The following is a 13,839-nucleotide window of genomic DNA, read 5'->3' as shown; positions in this document are numbered from 1 at the left end:
GTCGTTGCCGCAGGCGCGGTGAAGCAAGCGCCTTGCAATGCATTGTTGCGGGAGCGATGCAAATCGCCCGGATTCCACCATATTGACTAAACAGTCATTTTATGACCAAATAGTCATATCGGGATGGAGTGCGGTCGATGGCTGGCAAAACAGCGGCGATGCAGAAGGTTGATGAGGCGGGTTCGCGGCGACGCGAACGCATGCGGCTTCTGCTGGTCGAGGCGGCGACGCGGCTCTTTGCGCGGCAAGGCGTAGATGCGACGACCATCGACGAAATCGTCGATCTTGCGGGCGTCGCGAAGGGCACCTTCTATAATTATTTCACCGACCGGGCCGACATTGCGCGCGCTGTCGCTTCCGTCATTCGTCATCAGCTCAATGCGGCGGTCGAGGAAATCAATCGCGGCATAGACGACCCGGCGGAGCGCGTGTCGCGCGGCGCGCGGCTTTTCTTGGCGCTTGTCGTGCGCGATCCCGTTCATGCCCGCATGCTTGCGCGTATCTATAATGGCGGCATCGAGGCGGCGGGCGGCGCCAATCAGCATCTCATCGGCGATCTCAGGCAAGGAATTGAATCGGAGCGTATGCGCGTGCCGAGCCTCGATGCGGCGCTGCATGTCGTTATCGGCATAACGACGGTCGCCATGCGCCATCTGCTCGATACGGCTGCGGGCGAAGAGATTGCGCGCGGCGAGGGCTATGCGCGCGACATGACGGTCGCTCTGCTGCAGGCGCTCGGCCTCAAGGCCGACGAGATCGAACGCATTCTCAAAAGACCATTCTCGATTGACGGTGTGACGCTTCTTGGACACGGGAGGTTTCTATGATCCGCGTTACCGATATTGCCTATGTGCGTTTTCGTGCGCCTGATCTGGGCGAGATGGAAACATTCCTGAGTGAATTCGGAATGAGCGTCGCCGCGAAGAGCGACAGCGTTCTTTATGCGCGCGGCAGCGATGCACGACCCTTTTGTCACGTCACCGAAAAGGGCGAGCCGGGATTTGTCGGTCTTGGATTTTATGCCGAAAATCTTGACGATCTTTCGCGTCTTGCCTCCGAAAATAATGTCGCGGTCGAGGATAGTGCCGCGCCGGGCGGCGGAAAGATTGTGCGGCTCACCGATCCCGATGGTTTCCCGGTCGATGTCGTTGCCGGTCAGGCGACCCCGGACGCTCTGCCGACATGGCGCAAGCTCGTTCACAATGACGGCGATGCGCGCATCCGCGCCGGATCGGCGTTGCGGGTCGCGCCCGGCCCATCGCAGGTGAAGCGTCTCGGCCATGCCGTCATCAACGTCACCGATTTTCGCAAGAGCGAGGCCTGGTACAAGAGCAGGCTCGGCTTTGTGACATCGGATGAAATCGCGCTCGCGCCCGACATGCCGCTCGGCGCTTTCCTGCGCTGCGACCGCGGGCCGATCCATGTCGATCACCACACGCTTTTTCTCGTCGGCACCGGCAAGCGCGGGTTCAATCACGCCGCTTTCGAGGTCGCCAATATGGACGATCTGATGGCGGGCCATCAGCATCTCGTCGATGCAGGCCGTCGCCATGAATGGGGCGTCGGGCGGCATATTCTCGGCAGCCAGATTTTCGACTATTGGCGCGATCCATGGGGCCACACGGTCGAGCACTGGACCGATGGCGATCTCTTCAACAATGAGACGCCACCCAATCAGCTCGGGCTTGAGGATCTGATGGGTAACCAGTGGGGGCCGCCTGCGCCGCCGAGCATGGGAAGCTGATTTTATATAAGACGTACAAAGAATAACTCTGACGAGCTGACTGCAATCGCGGCGTCGTCCCGGGACTTGTTCCCGGGACCCATCTTCTCTCAGGGTGCCGTCAGCGCCCATGGATCCCGGGAACAAGTCCCGGGATGACGGATAGTGAATGGATTGGATGATTGCGCCAGACGCGATCTCACAGAACAAGGAACCTTCCATGAAGCTTGCAACCTTCACCCATCAGGGCGCCACGCGCATAGGCGTCGTTCGTGACGACGGCATTGTCGATCTTGCTGCTGCCGCGCCGGAACTGCCGCGCGAGATGATCGGCTTTCTCGGCGATGCAAAGGCGATGGCGCGGGCGAGGGATGTCGCGGGTACGGCGAAAGCCATTCCGCTTGCCGAGGTGACGCTGCGCGCGCCGATTCTCAATCCGGGCAAGATACTCGCCATAGGTCTCAACTATCGCGACCATGTCGAGGAGAGCGGCATGAAGCTTCCCGAACATCAGGTCTGGTTCAACAAGCAGCATAATTGCGTGCAAGACCCTTACGGCACGATCAATCTTCCGGCCGTCTCTTCCATGCTCGATTATGAAGCGGAGATGTGTTTCGTCATCGGCAAGCGTTGCAAGCATGTGCCCGCCGAGCGCGCGCATGAAGTCATAGCGGGCTATTTTGTCGGCAACGACGTTTCAGTGCGCGACTGGCAGCTCCGCACCAATACATGGCAGATCGGAAAATCCTTCGACACCCACGGACCCATCGGTCCGTGGATCGTGACGTCCGATGAAGTGGGCGATCCGCATGCATTGGGCATCCGGGCGTGGGTCAATGGCGAGTTGCGGCAGAACTCCAACACGAAGCATCTGATCTTCAACTGCTTCGACGAGATCGCGCATCTCACTCAGGCTTTCACGCTCGATGTCGGCGACATTATTTTCACCGGCACGTCGAGCGGCGTCGGCATGGCGATGAAGCCGCCGGTGACGCTCAAGGTTGGCGATGTGGTGAAGGTCGAGATCGACAAGCTCGGCTATATCGAAAATCGGGTCGTTCCTGAAAATGCCGAGACCGTGATCGGCTGACGGAAACATCTGTTTTTGGAGAACGACATGAGCGGGCGCGTGGAACAAACCGATGTACTGATTTCCGGGCTTGGGCCCGTCGGTGCGGTGCTTGCCATCTATCTCGCGCGGCTCGGGATCGGCGTCATCGCCGTTGAGCGTGACACGCAGGTCTATCCGCTTCCGCGCGCCGCTCATCTCGACCATGAGACGATGCGGCTTCTGCATCTTGCGGGCGGCGCCGATGCCGTGCTCGCGGCGAGCCAGCCCTTGTCGACTTATGAGTTTCGCGCCGCCGATGGTGCGCTGCTGATGGGGTTTGCGCCCGGACGCGGGATTGCACCGACCGGCTTTCCGCCAAGCTCGATGTTTCATCAGCCGACGCTGGAGCACGCATTGCGCGCGCGACTCACGGCGCTCGATCTTGTTTCCGCGCGGGTCGGCCATACGCTTGTCGCTTATGCGGCGCATGAGGATGGCGTGCGGGCGCAGATTGAGGGGCCGGACGGCCCTTATGAAGTCGAGGCGAAGTTTCTCGTCGGCTGCGATGGAGGCGCGAGCCTTGTGCGCAAGCATGCGGGCATCGAGCTTGAGGATATGGGCTTTGATGAGCCCTGGCTTGTCGTGGATGCGCGGCTGAAGAATGGTTTGCGCAATCTCAGCACGGTCGGCTTGCAGCTTTGCGATCCGGCGCGTCCCGTCACCTCGATGCCGATGGCGCCGGGGCGGCATCGCTGGGAGTTCATGATGCGGCCGGGCGAAACGGCTGAAGATGTTTCAAGCGATGCGCGCATTGACGAACTCGTTGCGCCCTTTGTCGATCCGGCGCATGTCGAGATCGAACGCCGCGCGGTCTATCGGTTTCATGCGGTGCGGGCGCGCGAATGGCGCAAGGGCCGCGTTGTGCTCGCGGGCGATGCAGCCCATCAGATGCCGCCATTCATGGGGCAGGGGCTTTGCTCGGGCGTGCGCGACGCCGCCAATCTTGGCTGGAAGCTTGCCGCCATATTGCAGGGTCGCGCCGTGCCCGTGCTGCTCGACAGCTATCAGGTAGAGCGCGCGCCTCATGTCCAGTCGATCACGGAGATAGCGGTCTTCATGGGCCAGCTTGTCTGCACGCAGGATGACGCCCGCGCCGCCGCGCGCGATCGCGATATGACGGCAAAGCCCGAGGCGGATCGCTTCAGCGCCATGCCGGGGCTTGCCGGATTGGCGAGCGGCATCGTGGCGGGCCATGCTTCGGCGGGCGCTGTATTTCCCGAGCCCTGGCTCGGCGAGGGCGCATCGCGCAGACGGCTCGATGAAGATGCGGGCCTCGCGCCGCTTCTGGTCACGCGCGGGCCGGTTGCTGCGAGCCTCACGAGCCGCTTTGCAGCGGGTGGCGGATTTGCGATCGAGGCCGGCGCGCTTGCCGATGCCGAGGGCGATCTTGAGGCATTGATGGCCGGTGCCGGAGCGATCCTGGTTCGGCCGGACCGGCATGTCTTTGGCTGTGGCGAGGCGGCGGGCCTGCTCGATGCTTGGGATGCCTATCTCGCCAGTGGAACCGCAGCAGCCTGATCGGCTTTATTCTGTCCGCGCCATTTCTGCGGTTTCCGGCTTGAAGCCATTTCGGTTCATGCACATTTTTGGCATAATTGCTTCGGTCAGTCGGGAAACCGGCTGAAATGCTGAGACTCCTATTTAACAGTAAATTTTATGTATTACCTAACGATTCCCACCGCGGCGTGTGAATTTATGTTTGACACGCCGCTTTGTCGCTGTTTACCCTACAACCTTGATAGACAATTATGCTGTCGCAAAAAGCAAAATACGCGTTGAAAGCCATGCTCGCTCTGGCGGACCAGAAAAACGGAGAGTTGCTGCAAGCCGGAGATATCTCCGAGCAGCATCATGTTCCGCGCAAGTTTCTGGAACTCATTCTGCTGGAACTGCGCAAGCAGGGCCTCATCCACAGCCATCGCGGCAAGCATGGCGGCTACACGCTGGCAAAGCCTGCCGACGCGATCACCTTTGGCCAGATCGTTCGCATCATGGATGGGCCGCTCGCGCCGATCCCTTGTGCGAGCCTGACGGGCTACAGGCGTTGCGTCGATTGCAAGGATGAGAAGGCCTGCGCCATTCGCCGGACGATGCGGGAGGTCCGCGATGCGGCCGCCAGCATTCTCGACGGCATGACGCTGGAACAGGCTTGTCGCGGGGGCGTTGGGTCAGAACGGAACCAGGCTCTCGGTCTCTGACCTAAAAATTTTGACGATTAATACTAGTAGATTGATAGACAATCAGGGCAACAGGGAACACTGAACATGACCCTTTCCAAATTCGTCGCACGCAGTGCGCTGCTTATCGGCGGTTTGCTACTTTTGATCGCCTCGAGTTTTGAAGTGAAGGCCGGCACGACGCTGCTCAATGTTTCCTACGATCCGACGCGCGAACTTTATGAAGCGGTGAACAAGTCTTTTGCCGCGGACTGGAAAGCCAAGACGGGCGAGACCGTCATCATTCGCCAGTCGCATGGCGGCTCCGGCAAGCAGGCCCGTGCCGTCGTTGACGGGCTCGGCGCTGACGTGGTGACGCTGGCGCTCGCTGCCGATATCGATCAGATCGCAACCGTCGGCGGCAAGCTTCCGGTGAGCTGGCAGAAGCGTCTGCCCGATAACAGCTCGCCCTATACCTCGACGATCAATTTCGTCGTTCGCAAGGGCAATCCCAAAGGCATCAAGGACTGGAACGATCTGGTGAAGCCGGACGTGCAGGTCATCACGCCGAACCCGAAAACCTCGGGCGGTGCGCGCTGGAACTTCCTTGCCGCCTGGGCCTATGCGGATGCGCAGGATGGAGGCGATGAAGCCAAGACGCGCGCTTTCATCAGTTCGCTTTACAAGAATGTGCCCGTGCTCGACACCGGCGCGCGCGGCTCGACGACGACATTCGCCCAGCGTGGCCTCGGCGATGTGCTCATCAGTTGGGAAAACGAATCCTATCTGATCCTCAAGCAGTTCCCCGGCGAGTTCGAAATCGTCTATCCCTCGATCTCGATCCTGACCGAACCGCCGGTTGCCGTGGTTGACGGCAATGCCGATGCCAATGGCACGCGCAAGGTGGCTGAAGCCTATCTTCAGTATCTCTACACGCCGCAGGCACAGAAGATCATCGCGGCGAATTTCTATCGTCCGCGCAATACGGCGGCGGCCGATCCGAAGGATCTTGAGCGTTTCCCGCAGATCAAGCTTGCGACCATCGACGACAAGTTCGGTGGCTGGCGTCAGGCGCAGAAGAAGTTCTTCGCCGATGGCGGCATCTTCGACCAGATCTACCGCCCGTAAGAGTGGCGCGATCCTGGCGGTTTCAACATTTCAATTCATCGACGCGGGCTCGCAATAGCGAACCCGCCTGAGAGGGGCTGACCCATGAACAGGTTTTCACTTTATCTCGGCGCCAGCGTTGTGGCGCTGACGCTTGCCGGACCGGCGCTCGCAAACGATGCGGATATTCAGAGCCGGGTGGACGATCTTGAAGCGACCATCGAAGCACTGCGCGCTGAAATCGCCGAGATCCGCAAGACGCCGGAATTCAAACCGTCGCCGAACTTCACGGACAGCAAGGGCGAATATGCCTTCAAGTTCCGTGGACAGATTGCTGCCGACGCCGCCGTCTTCGACAACAAGACCGGCGCCAATGATTTCAACAGCGGCACGCAGCTTCGCCGCGCCCGCCTCGGCATTGACGGCACGATCCAGAGCGACTGGCTTTATCGTCTTGAAATCGATGTCGGCAATGCCTCGCGCGACGACAGCGCGACGGGCGAGGTCGATGTGAAGGACGCCTATATTCAATACAAGGGCATCGACAAGACCGTCTTCACCATCGGCCAGCACAAGACGCCGAACACGCTGGAACAGGCGATCCCGAGCACCGATACGCTCTTTGTCGAATCCCCGCTCTTCGTCGAAGCCTTCACCAACCGCGTCACGGCAGGCGGCGACTACAAGGCGGGCATCTCGGCGAAATATTCCGACGTCAACTGGACGGCCACAGTCGGTGTCTTTGGCGAAAACTATTCGATCAATGGCGGCGGCAATACGGGCGGCACGGCAACGCCTGTCTATAGAGACGAAGGCTGGGGTCCGGCGGCGCGCTTCACCTATGCGCCCATCAACGGCGTCGACAAGACGCTTCATCTCGGCGTGTCGGGCTACTGGCGCGATACGGGCGGGCGCACATCCGGCCTTCGCTTCCGCACGGGCCCTGAAATTTCGGTCGACAGCACGCGTCTGGTCGATACCGGCAATATCAATGCGAAGAGCTATTCCTTCATCGGCGGAGAGCTTGCCGGTCAATACGGCCCGATCTTCTTCCAGTCGGAATATGGCCGCACCAGCACAAACCGCATCGCCGCTTCCGATGTGACGTTTGACGGCGGTTATGTGCAGGCGTCCTGGGTTCTCACCGGCGAGAACCGCGAATACAAGGACGGCGCTTTCAACCGCATCAAGCCGAAGAACCCTTTCTCGCTGAAGAACGGCACATGGGGCGCGTGGGAAATCGCAACGCGTTACAGCACGCTCGATCTCAACGACGAGAACATTGTCGGCGGCAAGGAGACCAATTACAGCGTCGGGCTGAACTGGTATCCGAACCCCTATCTGCGCCTCCTCGTCGATTATGTGCACTTCGATGCAACGAAGGGTCTGGCCCAGGACAAGGGCGATGCTCTCGTGAGCCGCGTCGCGGTCATCTGGTAGCAGCGCGATCCCGGCGTTTCGTCTCGCATTTCAGGGCCTTGCCGGTCGGTTCCTCGCCCGGCAAGGCTCGAAACGCAACGAAACGGCCCTGGTTTTCATAGTCGGCCATTAAATCTACAAGTCAAAAAGTGCAATTAAGGCCTAGGCCGGATTTTGGCGTGAAACCGCTTACACTTTTGCGGATCGCGCATTAAAGTGCCCGCCTTACAGGAGCCCCCCGTATGAGCCTTGCCGTCCTGACCGATCGACTGCCGCGCCGGACGCCGTCCGTCCTGCCGGGCTTCGGCCTGACGTTCGGGTTCACGATGACCTATCTGAGCCTCATCGTGCTCATTCCGCTGGCGGGGGTCTTCATTCGCTCGGCCGGTCTCGGCTGGGACGGGTTCTGGACGCTGGTCGGCGAGGCGCGGACGATCTCGGCGCTGAAGCTCAGCTTCGGTGCGGCGTTTATCGGCGCGAGCATCAATGCGGTTGCCGGCCTGCTCGTGACCTGGGTGCTGGTGCGCTACACATTTCCCGGCAAGCGCATTGTCGATGCGGTGATCGATCTGCCTTTCGCCTTGCCGACGGCAGTGTCCGGCCTCGCGCTTGCCGCGCTTTATGCGCCCAATGGCTGGATCGGTTCGATCTTCGCGCAGGCGGGCATCAAGATCGCCTTCACGCCTGCGGGCGTTGTCGTGGCTTGCGTCTTTATCGGGTTGCCGTTCGTCGTGCGTACATTGCAGCCGGTGCTTGCCGATCTCGATGCCGATCTTGAGGAAGTGGCGGCGACGCTTGGCGCGACGCGTTTCCAGACGGTTCGCCGCATCATATTTCCGGCCCTTCTGCCGCCGCTGCTGACGGGCTTTGCGCTCGCCTTTGCGCGCGCCGTCGGCGAGTACGGATCGATAATCTTCATTGCGGGCAACCTGCCTTACAAGTCCGAGATCGCGCCGCTCCTCATCATCATCCGGCTTGAGGAGTTCAACTATGCAGGCGCAACGGCCATTGCCGCGATCATGCTGATGCTCTCCTTTCTGGTCCTGCTTGTCGTCAACCTTTTGCAAGCATGGAGCCGGCGTCGCACCGGCTTTGCGGGCTGAGGAGCAAAGTCATGACCGACCACGCATCCAAAGGGCGCGGCTCGCCCATCACCGAAGGGCCGCTTGCAAAGTGGCTGCTGATATTTCTGGCGATCGCCTATCTCGCCGCGTTTCTTCTGCTGCCGCTTCTAGTCGTCTTCGTCGAGGCGCTGCGTCATGGCATTTCCGCCTATGCCAGTGCGCTGGTCGAGCCTGATGCGCTTGCTGCTGTGCGTCTCACGCTTCTCGTGTCGGCGATTGCCGTGCCCGCGAATATCGTTTTCGGACTTGCTGCGTCATGGGCGATTGCGAAGTTTCAGTTTCCGGCGAAAAGCTTTCTGATCACGCTGATCGATCTGCCCTTTTCCGTATCTCCTGTCATTTCCGGCCTTGTCTATGTGCTGCTCTTCGGTGCACAGGGTTTCTTCGGCCAGTACCTTCAGGCACACAATATCCAGATCATCTTTGCCGTGCCGGGCATTGTTCTGGCGACGATCTTCGTTACATTTCCCTTTGTTGCGCGTCAGCTCATTCCGCTCATGCAGGCGCAGGGAACCGATGACGAAGAAGCCGCATTATCACTAGGAGCCTCAGGGCTTCGCACTTTCTGGAGCGTGACACTGCCCAATGTTAAGTGGGCACTCCTCTATGGCGTGCTACTATGCAATGCACGCGCGATGGGCGAGTTCGGTGCCGTTTCGGTTGTTTCCGGCCATATCCGTGGCCTCACCAATACCATGCCGCTTCACGTGGAGATTCTCTACAATGAGTACAATTTCGTTGCAGCCTTTGCGGTTGCCTCGCTTCTGGCACTCCTCGCGCTTGTCACCCTCGTCTTCAAAACCGTCCTCGAATGGCGGTACGGTCGTGAGCTTGCGGCATCCGCAGGGCACTGAGCCGCAGCGTCCGGAGCGAGATGCCGCGCGCGAAAAGCAGGCACCGGTTCGCATCGATGTCGAAGAACTGCGCAAGACTTTCGGCTCCTTCCCGGCGCTGAACGGCGTTTCGCTTTCTGTCGAGCCCGGTGAATTGCTGGCGCTGCTCGGGCCTTCGGGATCGGGCAAGACGACGCTGCTGCGCTCCATCGCTGGATTGTCTGCGCCTGAGGAAGGCCGCATTCATTTCCACGGTGAGGATGCGACCAATCTCTCCTTGCGCGCGCGTCGCGTTGGCTTCGTCTTCCAGCAATATGCGCTGTTCCGTCATATGACGGTGTTCGACAATATCGCATTCGGCCTGCGTGTTCGTCCGCGTGCTGAGCGACCGCGCACCAAGGAAATCGCGCGGCGCGTCAATCGCCTGCTTGAAATGGTTCAGCTTGAAGGTTTGGGCAAGCGTTTCCCGAGCCAGCTTTCCGGCGGCCAGCGCCAGCGCGTCGCGCTTGCCCGCGCGCTTGCGATCGAGCCTACAGTGCTGCTTCTCGACGAGCCTTTCGGTGCGCTCGATGCGAAGGTGCGCAAGGAGCTTCGCCGCTGGTTGCGCCAGATCCATCAGGAGACGGGCCTGACCACGATTTTCGTGACGCACGATCAGGAAGAGGCGCTGGAGCTTGCCGACCGCGTCGTCATCATGCGCGCCGGTCAGATCGAGCAGATCGGCACGCCCGCCGAAATCTATGACGAGCCTGCAACGCCCTTCGTTTGCGAATTCCTCGGCAATGTCACCAGGTTCGACATCACATTGAAGGATGGCGAGGGCGAAGTGCTGGGCGAGCTTCTGCCGGTGGCAGAAGGTGCGGCCTATCGCGACGGTCCCGCCGTTGCCTATGTGCGTTCGCATGAGATCGAAATCGCGGCGGGCGACCGTGCGGCGGGACGTTCCGCCATCGTGCGCGCGATCCGTCCGTTTGGTGCATCTGTGTCCGTCGATCTCGATGTCGAGGGACATGCCGAACAGATCGAAGCGGAAATCCCGCGCGAGCTTTTCGAGGTCGGCGAAATCCGCCAGGGCCAGAAGGTTCGCGTGCGGGCGACTGCAGCGCGTATCTTCAAGGCGGAGTAGGCGCAACTCACTATCGTTCGTCATCACCCGGCTTGACCGGGTGATCCATCTTTACGTTGCAACGGAAGGAAGATGGATGCCCCGGTCAAGCCGGGGCATGACGTGGAGGAGAGAGCGGTCCAGCCGCTCACGCCGCCTTGCGTTTCATCGTGTAGCGGATCGGAAGACGCTTCAGGCCGGACACGAAGTTCGCTTCGACCCATGCCGGATCGCCCGATAGCTCGATCGTGTCGAGCCGCGACAGCAATTCGCGATAGAGCGAGCGGATTTCCATCTTTGCCAGATGCTGGCCAAGACAGACATGCGCGCCATAGCCAAAGGCGATGTGCTTGTTCGGACTGCGTTCGATGCAGAACGAGAAGGGGTCTTCGAAGACGTCCTCGTCGCGATTGCCCGACCAGTAGCACATCAGCAGATTGTCGCCTTGACCTTCCGTTCCGTCTCGATGGTCGTCAGCGTCAGGCGCGGATCGTTGATGAAGAGTTCGTTCTGCCTTTCGATTTCGGCGATGTCGGCATGCTTCGACACTGTCCAGAAGGGGCGGTAGTCGTCCGGCTCCGTCCAGTGAACGGGGTCCTCGCGGCGCAGATTTGTGAACAGCGTGTGGAACGCTTCCTCGCTGGCATAGGTTTTCGGGGCCGCAATCGCGTTGTCGATGGATTTGTTTGTCATTGGTTTCGTTTTCCTCCCCGGAAGGGGCGCCATACCCGCGTCGCGGATGTGGCTTTTCCCCTACGTCATTTCCTCCGTCGCCGTTTTGCCTTTGCAATCGGGCTTTTCATGACGATATGAGAGGTAGCAGTTCGCAGACAAGACTTGCCGACACAGGCCCCCAAACGGACTGGACAAGCGCCGTTCCATGCTCAAGATGGCGCTCAATCGAATTCATTCGTGATAATGCGGGCAGGCCGAATGACGGCTTTCCGCGACCAATGACAGGGAGATAGCCTCATGGCTGAAGCTTATATCGTCGCGGCAGTACGCACGGCCGGTGGCCGCAAGGCCGGTCGTCTCAAGGATTGGCACCCGGCCGATCTCGGCGGCAAGATTCTCAACGCGCTTGTCGACAGCACGAAGGTTGACCCGGCTCTCATCGAAGACGTGATCGTCGGTTGCGTCGATCAGGCCGGTGAGCAGGGCATGAATATCGCGCGCAACTCGGTGCTGGCATCGAAGCTGCCCGAAAGCGTTCCCGCGACCTCGGTCGACCGCCAGTGCGGTTCCTCGCAGCAGGCGCTCCACTTCGCCGCGCAGGCCGTCATGTCGGGCGCGATGGACATCGTCATCGCCGCAGGCGTGGAAAGCATGACGCGTGTGCCCATGGGCATGCCGATCTCGCTGCCGTTCAAGAACGGCTTCGGCATCTACAAGAGCCCGAAGATCGAAGAGCGTTACCCGAACATTCAGTTCAGCCAGTTCGCCGGCGCTGAAATGATCGCGAAGAAGTACGGTCTCACGAAGGACCAGCTCGACGAATTCGCTTACAACAGCCACCAGAAGGCCATTGCAGCGACGCAGTCCGGCGCGTTCAAGGATGAAATCCTTGCGCTCGAAATCACGACCGCCGACGGCAAGACCGAGATGCACACGATCGACGAAGGCATCCGCTTCGACGCCAACCTCGACGCGATCAAGGGCGTGAAGCTCCTCGTCGAAGGCGGCGCGATCACGGCCGCCAGCTCCAGCCAGATCTGCGACGGCGCCTCGGGCGTGATGATCGTCAACGAGAAGGGCCTGAAGCAGCTCGGCGTCGAGCCGCTCGCCCGCGTTCACCACATGACCGTTGTCGGCGGCGATCCGGTCATCATGCTGGAAGCTCCGATCCCCGGCACCGAGCGCGCGCTCGCAAAGGCCGGCATGAAGATCGACGATATCGACCTTTATGAAGTCAACGAAGCCTTCGCATCGGTTCCGACCGCATGGCTCCAGAAGCTCAATGCCGATCCGGCGCGTCTCAACGTCAATGGCGGCGCGATCTCGCTCGGCCATCCGCTCGGCGCCTCGGGTACGAAGCTGATGACGACGCTCATCTACGCGCTGAAGAACCGCAACAAGCGCTATGGTCTCCAGACCATGTGCGAAGGCGGCGGTCTTGCCAACGTCACGATCATCGAGCGCCTCTAAGCCTCGAGCGATCTGCGAGTGAAAAGGCGGGGCAGAAATGCTCCGCCTTTTTCTTTTGGCGCCTGGCCGTGCGCACCGATGGGGGTATCGCGGCGGCGCGGCGTATCGGCTATATTGACCGGCGTGCCGTCGATATGTCGCTCAAGGCTTCCACGGCCATAAAGGCTTCGTTCACGCCCATGAAGATGAAAGAGCTCGAACGCGAAACCGGAATAGGGCGCGAGACGATCCGCTTCTATATCCGCGAAGGCTTGCTGCCCGAGCCTGTGCGCCCCAAGCGCAATGTGGCGAGTTACGGGCCGTCTCACGTCGCGCGGCTCAATCTCATCAAGCGCCTTCAGCAGGAACGGTTTCTCCCGCTCAGCGTCATCAAGACCATCGTCGCCACCGAAGAGGAAAATCCGGTCAAGGGTTTTGAGTCCTTCATCGGCCTCGAAAGCCGCCTCGGTCCGCTTCTCTCGGAGGGGCGGAACTTCGGCCCGCTGAAACTTGAAGATGCGGCGTCCGCGGCAGGCGTCAGCATGGACGACGTGCGCGCGCTGGCCGGGATCGGCTTTCTGACGATCGACGTGAAAGACGGCAGCGAATTCCTCAACCAGCGCAATGTGCGCCTGCTCGAACTTATCGGCGAATGGCGCGCAGCGGGCTACACGACCGAAGCGGGCTTTCCCATCGAGGTCTATCGCATCTATGCCGAAGTCACCGAGGTCCTCGCCCACCGCGCCGTCGCCCAGTTCTATAAGGCGTTCGGCGAAAAGGTTCCGACCGAAGAGGCCGTGCAAATGGCCGCGCATGGCATCCGCCTCATCAATGAAATGATGCCATTGCTCCGTATCGAGAAGATCATCCGCGAAGTCGAACGCGTCAGCGCGACGGGTGCCTTGACGCCGGATGAAAAGGACGGGACGGCGTAGGCGCCCGACCGTCTGACCACTCCCCACACCGTCATGGTCCGACTTGATCGGGCCATCCATCTTCCAGCCTTCCCGGCCCCTCACCCTCCCACGCGTTCCGCGCGGGCCCCTCCCTCTCCCGCAAGCGGGAGAGGGGTGAAAAGGCATTGCCGCACAAATATTCTAGCCCTCTCCCTCTGGGAGAGGGTTGGGTGAGGGTCTT

At 60.5% G+C, this 13,839-nt stretch carries 14 protein-coding genes; 12 read left to right on the top strand and 2 right to left on the bottom strand.

Annotation, left to right across the window (positions count from 1 at the left end; translation table 11 throughout):
- Positions 1-137 precede the first annotated feature (137 nt).
- The 10 genes from WA943_RS01480 (at position 138) to WA943_RS01435 (ending at position 10,599) form a co-directional block, all read left to right on the top strand.
- Positions 138-827 carry a TetR/AcrR family transcriptional regulator gene (locus WA943_RS01480; RefSeq protein ID WP_424467986.1) on the top strand — a complete coding sequence of 230 codons (690 nt, stop codon included), beginning with the start codon at positions 138-140 and terminating at the stop codon, positions 825-827.
- Entirely contained in the window at positions 824-1,744 is a 921-nt protein-coding gene (locus WA943_RS01475; RefSeq protein ID WP_424467984.1) for a VOC family protein, read from the top strand. The genes WA943_RS01480 and WA943_RS01475 overlap by 4 nt, the downstream gene beginning before the upstream one ends.
- Before the next feature lie 199 nt (positions 1,745-1,943).
- Positions 1,944-2,813 (top strand): fumarylacetoacetate hydrolase family protein, encoded by an 870-nt coding sequence (locus WA943_RS01470; protein ID WP_424467982.1) that lies wholly within the window; start codon positions 1,944-1,946, stop codon positions 2,811-2,813.
- A 27-nt stretch (positions 2,814-2,840) separates the two neighbouring features.
- Positions 2,841-4,352, top strand: coding sequence for a bifunctional 3-(3-hydroxy-phenyl)propionate/3-hydroxycinnamic acid hydroxylase (locus WA943_RS01465; RefSeq protein ID WP_424467980.1), 1,512 nt, complete (start codon positions 2,841-2,843; stop codon positions 4,350-4,352).
- A 230-nt stretch (positions 4,353-4,582) separates the two neighbouring features.
- Entirely contained in the window at positions 4,583-5,032 is a 450-nt protein-coding gene (locus WA943_RS01460; protein WP_424467978.1) for an RrF2 family transcriptional regulator, read from the top strand.
- 66 nt (positions 5,033-5,098) lie between these two features.
- Positions 5,099-6,118: a sulfate ABC transporter substrate-binding protein gene (locus WA943_RS01455; protein WP_424467976.1), complete on the top strand. Its 1,020-nt coding sequence runs from the start codon at positions 5,099-5,101 to the stop codon at positions 6,116-6,118.
- A gap of 84 nt (positions 6,119-6,202) precedes the next feature.
- Positions 6,203-7,537, top strand: coding sequence for an OprO/OprP family phosphate-selective porin (locus WA943_RS01450; RefSeq protein ID WP_424467974.1), 1,335 nt, complete (start codon positions 6,203-6,205; stop codon positions 7,535-7,537).
- Positions 7,538-7,758: 221 nt separating this feature from the next.
- On the top strand, positions 7,759-8,619 hold the full coding sequence (gene cysT / locus WA943_RS01445; protein WP_424467972.1) for a sulfate ABC transporter permease subunit CysT: 861 nt from the start codon (positions 7,759-7,761) through the stop codon (positions 8,617-8,619).
- Between the two features lie 11 nt (positions 8,620-8,630).
- The gene (gene cysW, locus WA943_RS01440) at positions 8,631-9,494 is read left to right on the top strand and encodes a sulfate ABC transporter permease subunit CysW (protein ID WP_424467970.1); all 864 of its coding nucleotides are present in this window, start codon (positions 8,631-8,633) and stop codon (positions 9,492-9,494) included.
- Positions 9,466-10,599, top strand: coding sequence for a sulfate/molybdate ABC transporter ATP-binding protein (locus WA943_RS01435; protein WP_424467968.1), 1,134 nt, complete (start codon positions 9,466-9,468; stop codon positions 10,597-10,599). The genes cysW and WA943_RS01435 overlap by 29 nt, the downstream gene beginning before the upstream one ends.
- Positions 10,600-10,726: 127 nt before the next feature.
- Here WA943_RS01435 and WA943_RS01430 read toward each other — a convergent pair whose 3' ends face one another.
- Positions 10,727-11,008, bottom strand: a complete 282-nt coding sequence (locus WA943_RS01430) for a cytochrome P450 (protein ID WP_424467966.1) — start codon at positions 11,006-11,008, stop codon at positions 10,727-10,729.
- Complete coding sequence (locus tag WA943_RS01425; RefSeq protein WP_424467964.1) at positions 11,008-11,271, bottom strand: hypothetical protein; 264 nt, start codon at positions 11,269-11,271, stop codon at positions 11,008-11,010. The genes WA943_RS01430 and WA943_RS01425 overlap by 1 nt, the downstream gene beginning before the upstream one ends.
- A gap of 279 nt (positions 11,272-11,550) precedes the next feature.
- On the opposite strand from WA943_RS01425, the gene WA943_RS01420 reads away from it, so the two are divergent.
- Together WA943_RS01420 and WA943_RS01415 are read left to right on the top strand one after the other, a co-directional pair.
- Positions 11,551-12,723, top strand: coding sequence for an acetyl-CoA C-acetyltransferase (locus WA943_RS01420; RefSeq protein ID WP_424467962.1), 1,173 nt, complete (start codon positions 11,551-11,553; stop codon positions 12,721-12,723).
- A gap of 68 nt (positions 12,724-12,791) precedes the next feature.
- Entirely contained in the window at positions 12,792-13,637 is an 846-nt protein-coding gene (locus WA943_RS01415; protein ID WP_424467960.1) for a MerR family transcriptional regulator, read from the top strand.
- Positions 13,638-13,839 lie beyond the last annotated feature (202 nt).

It is taken from the genome of Parvibaculum sp. (assembly GCF_049651025.1).
In the GTDB taxonomy this organism is placed as follows: Bacteria; Pseudomonadota; Alphaproteobacteria; order Parvibaculales; family Parvibaculaceae; genus Parvibaculum.
Note: the sequence above shows the minus strand (reverse complement) of the source record. Positions and strands in the feature narration are given on the sequence as shown.

What these genes read in the sequence shown, in the direction of transcription:
- WA943_RS01480 (WP_424467986.1), top strand. Translation starts at nt 138, where the DNA reads ATGGCTGGCAAAACAGCGGCGATGCAGAAGGTTGATGAGGCGGGTTCG.
- WA943_RS01475 (WP_424467984.1), top strand. Translation starts at nt 824, where the DNA reads ATGATCCGCGTTACCGATATTGCCTATGTGCGTTTTCGTGCGCCTGAT.
- WA943_RS01470 (WP_424467982.1), top strand. Translation starts at nt 1,944, where the DNA reads ATGAAGCTTGCAACCTTCACCCATCAGGGCGCCACGCGCATAGGCGTC.
- WA943_RS01465 (WP_424467980.1), top strand. Translation starts at nt 2,841, where the DNA reads ATGAGCGGGCGCGTGGAACAAACCGATGTACTGATTTCCGGGCTTGGG.
- WA943_RS01460 (WP_424467978.1), top strand. Translation starts at nt 4,583, where the DNA reads ATGCTGTCGCAAAAAGCAAAATACGCGTTGAAAGCCATGCTCGCTCTG.
- WA943_RS01455 (WP_424467976.1), top strand. Translation starts at nt 5,099, where the DNA reads ATGACCCTTTCCAAATTCGTCGCACGCAGTGCGCTGCTTATCGGCGGT.
- WA943_RS01450 (WP_424467974.1), top strand. Translation starts at nt 6,203, where the DNA reads ATGAACAGGTTTTCACTTTATCTCGGCGCCAGCGTTGTGGCGCTGACG.
- cysT (WP_424467972.1), top strand. Translation starts at nt 7,759, where the DNA reads ATGAGCCTTGCCGTCCTGACCGATCGACTGCCGCGCCGGACGCCGTCC.
- cysW (WP_424467970.1), top strand. Translation starts at nt 8,631, where the DNA reads ATGACCGACCACGCATCCAAAGGGCGCGGCTCGCCCATCACCGAAGGG.
- WA943_RS01430 (WP_424467966.1), bottom strand. Translation starts at nt 11,008, where the DNA reads ATGTGCTACTGGTCGGGCAATCGCGACGAGGACGTCTTCGAAGACCCC.
- WA943_RS01425 (WP_424467964.1), bottom strand. Translation starts at nt 11,271, where the DNA reads ATGACAAACAAATCCATCGACAACGCGATTGCGGCCCCGAAAACCTAT.
- WA943_RS01420 (WP_424467962.1), top strand. Translation starts at nt 11,551, where the DNA reads ATGGCTGAAGCTTATATCGTCGCGGCAGTACGCACGGCCGGTGGCCGC.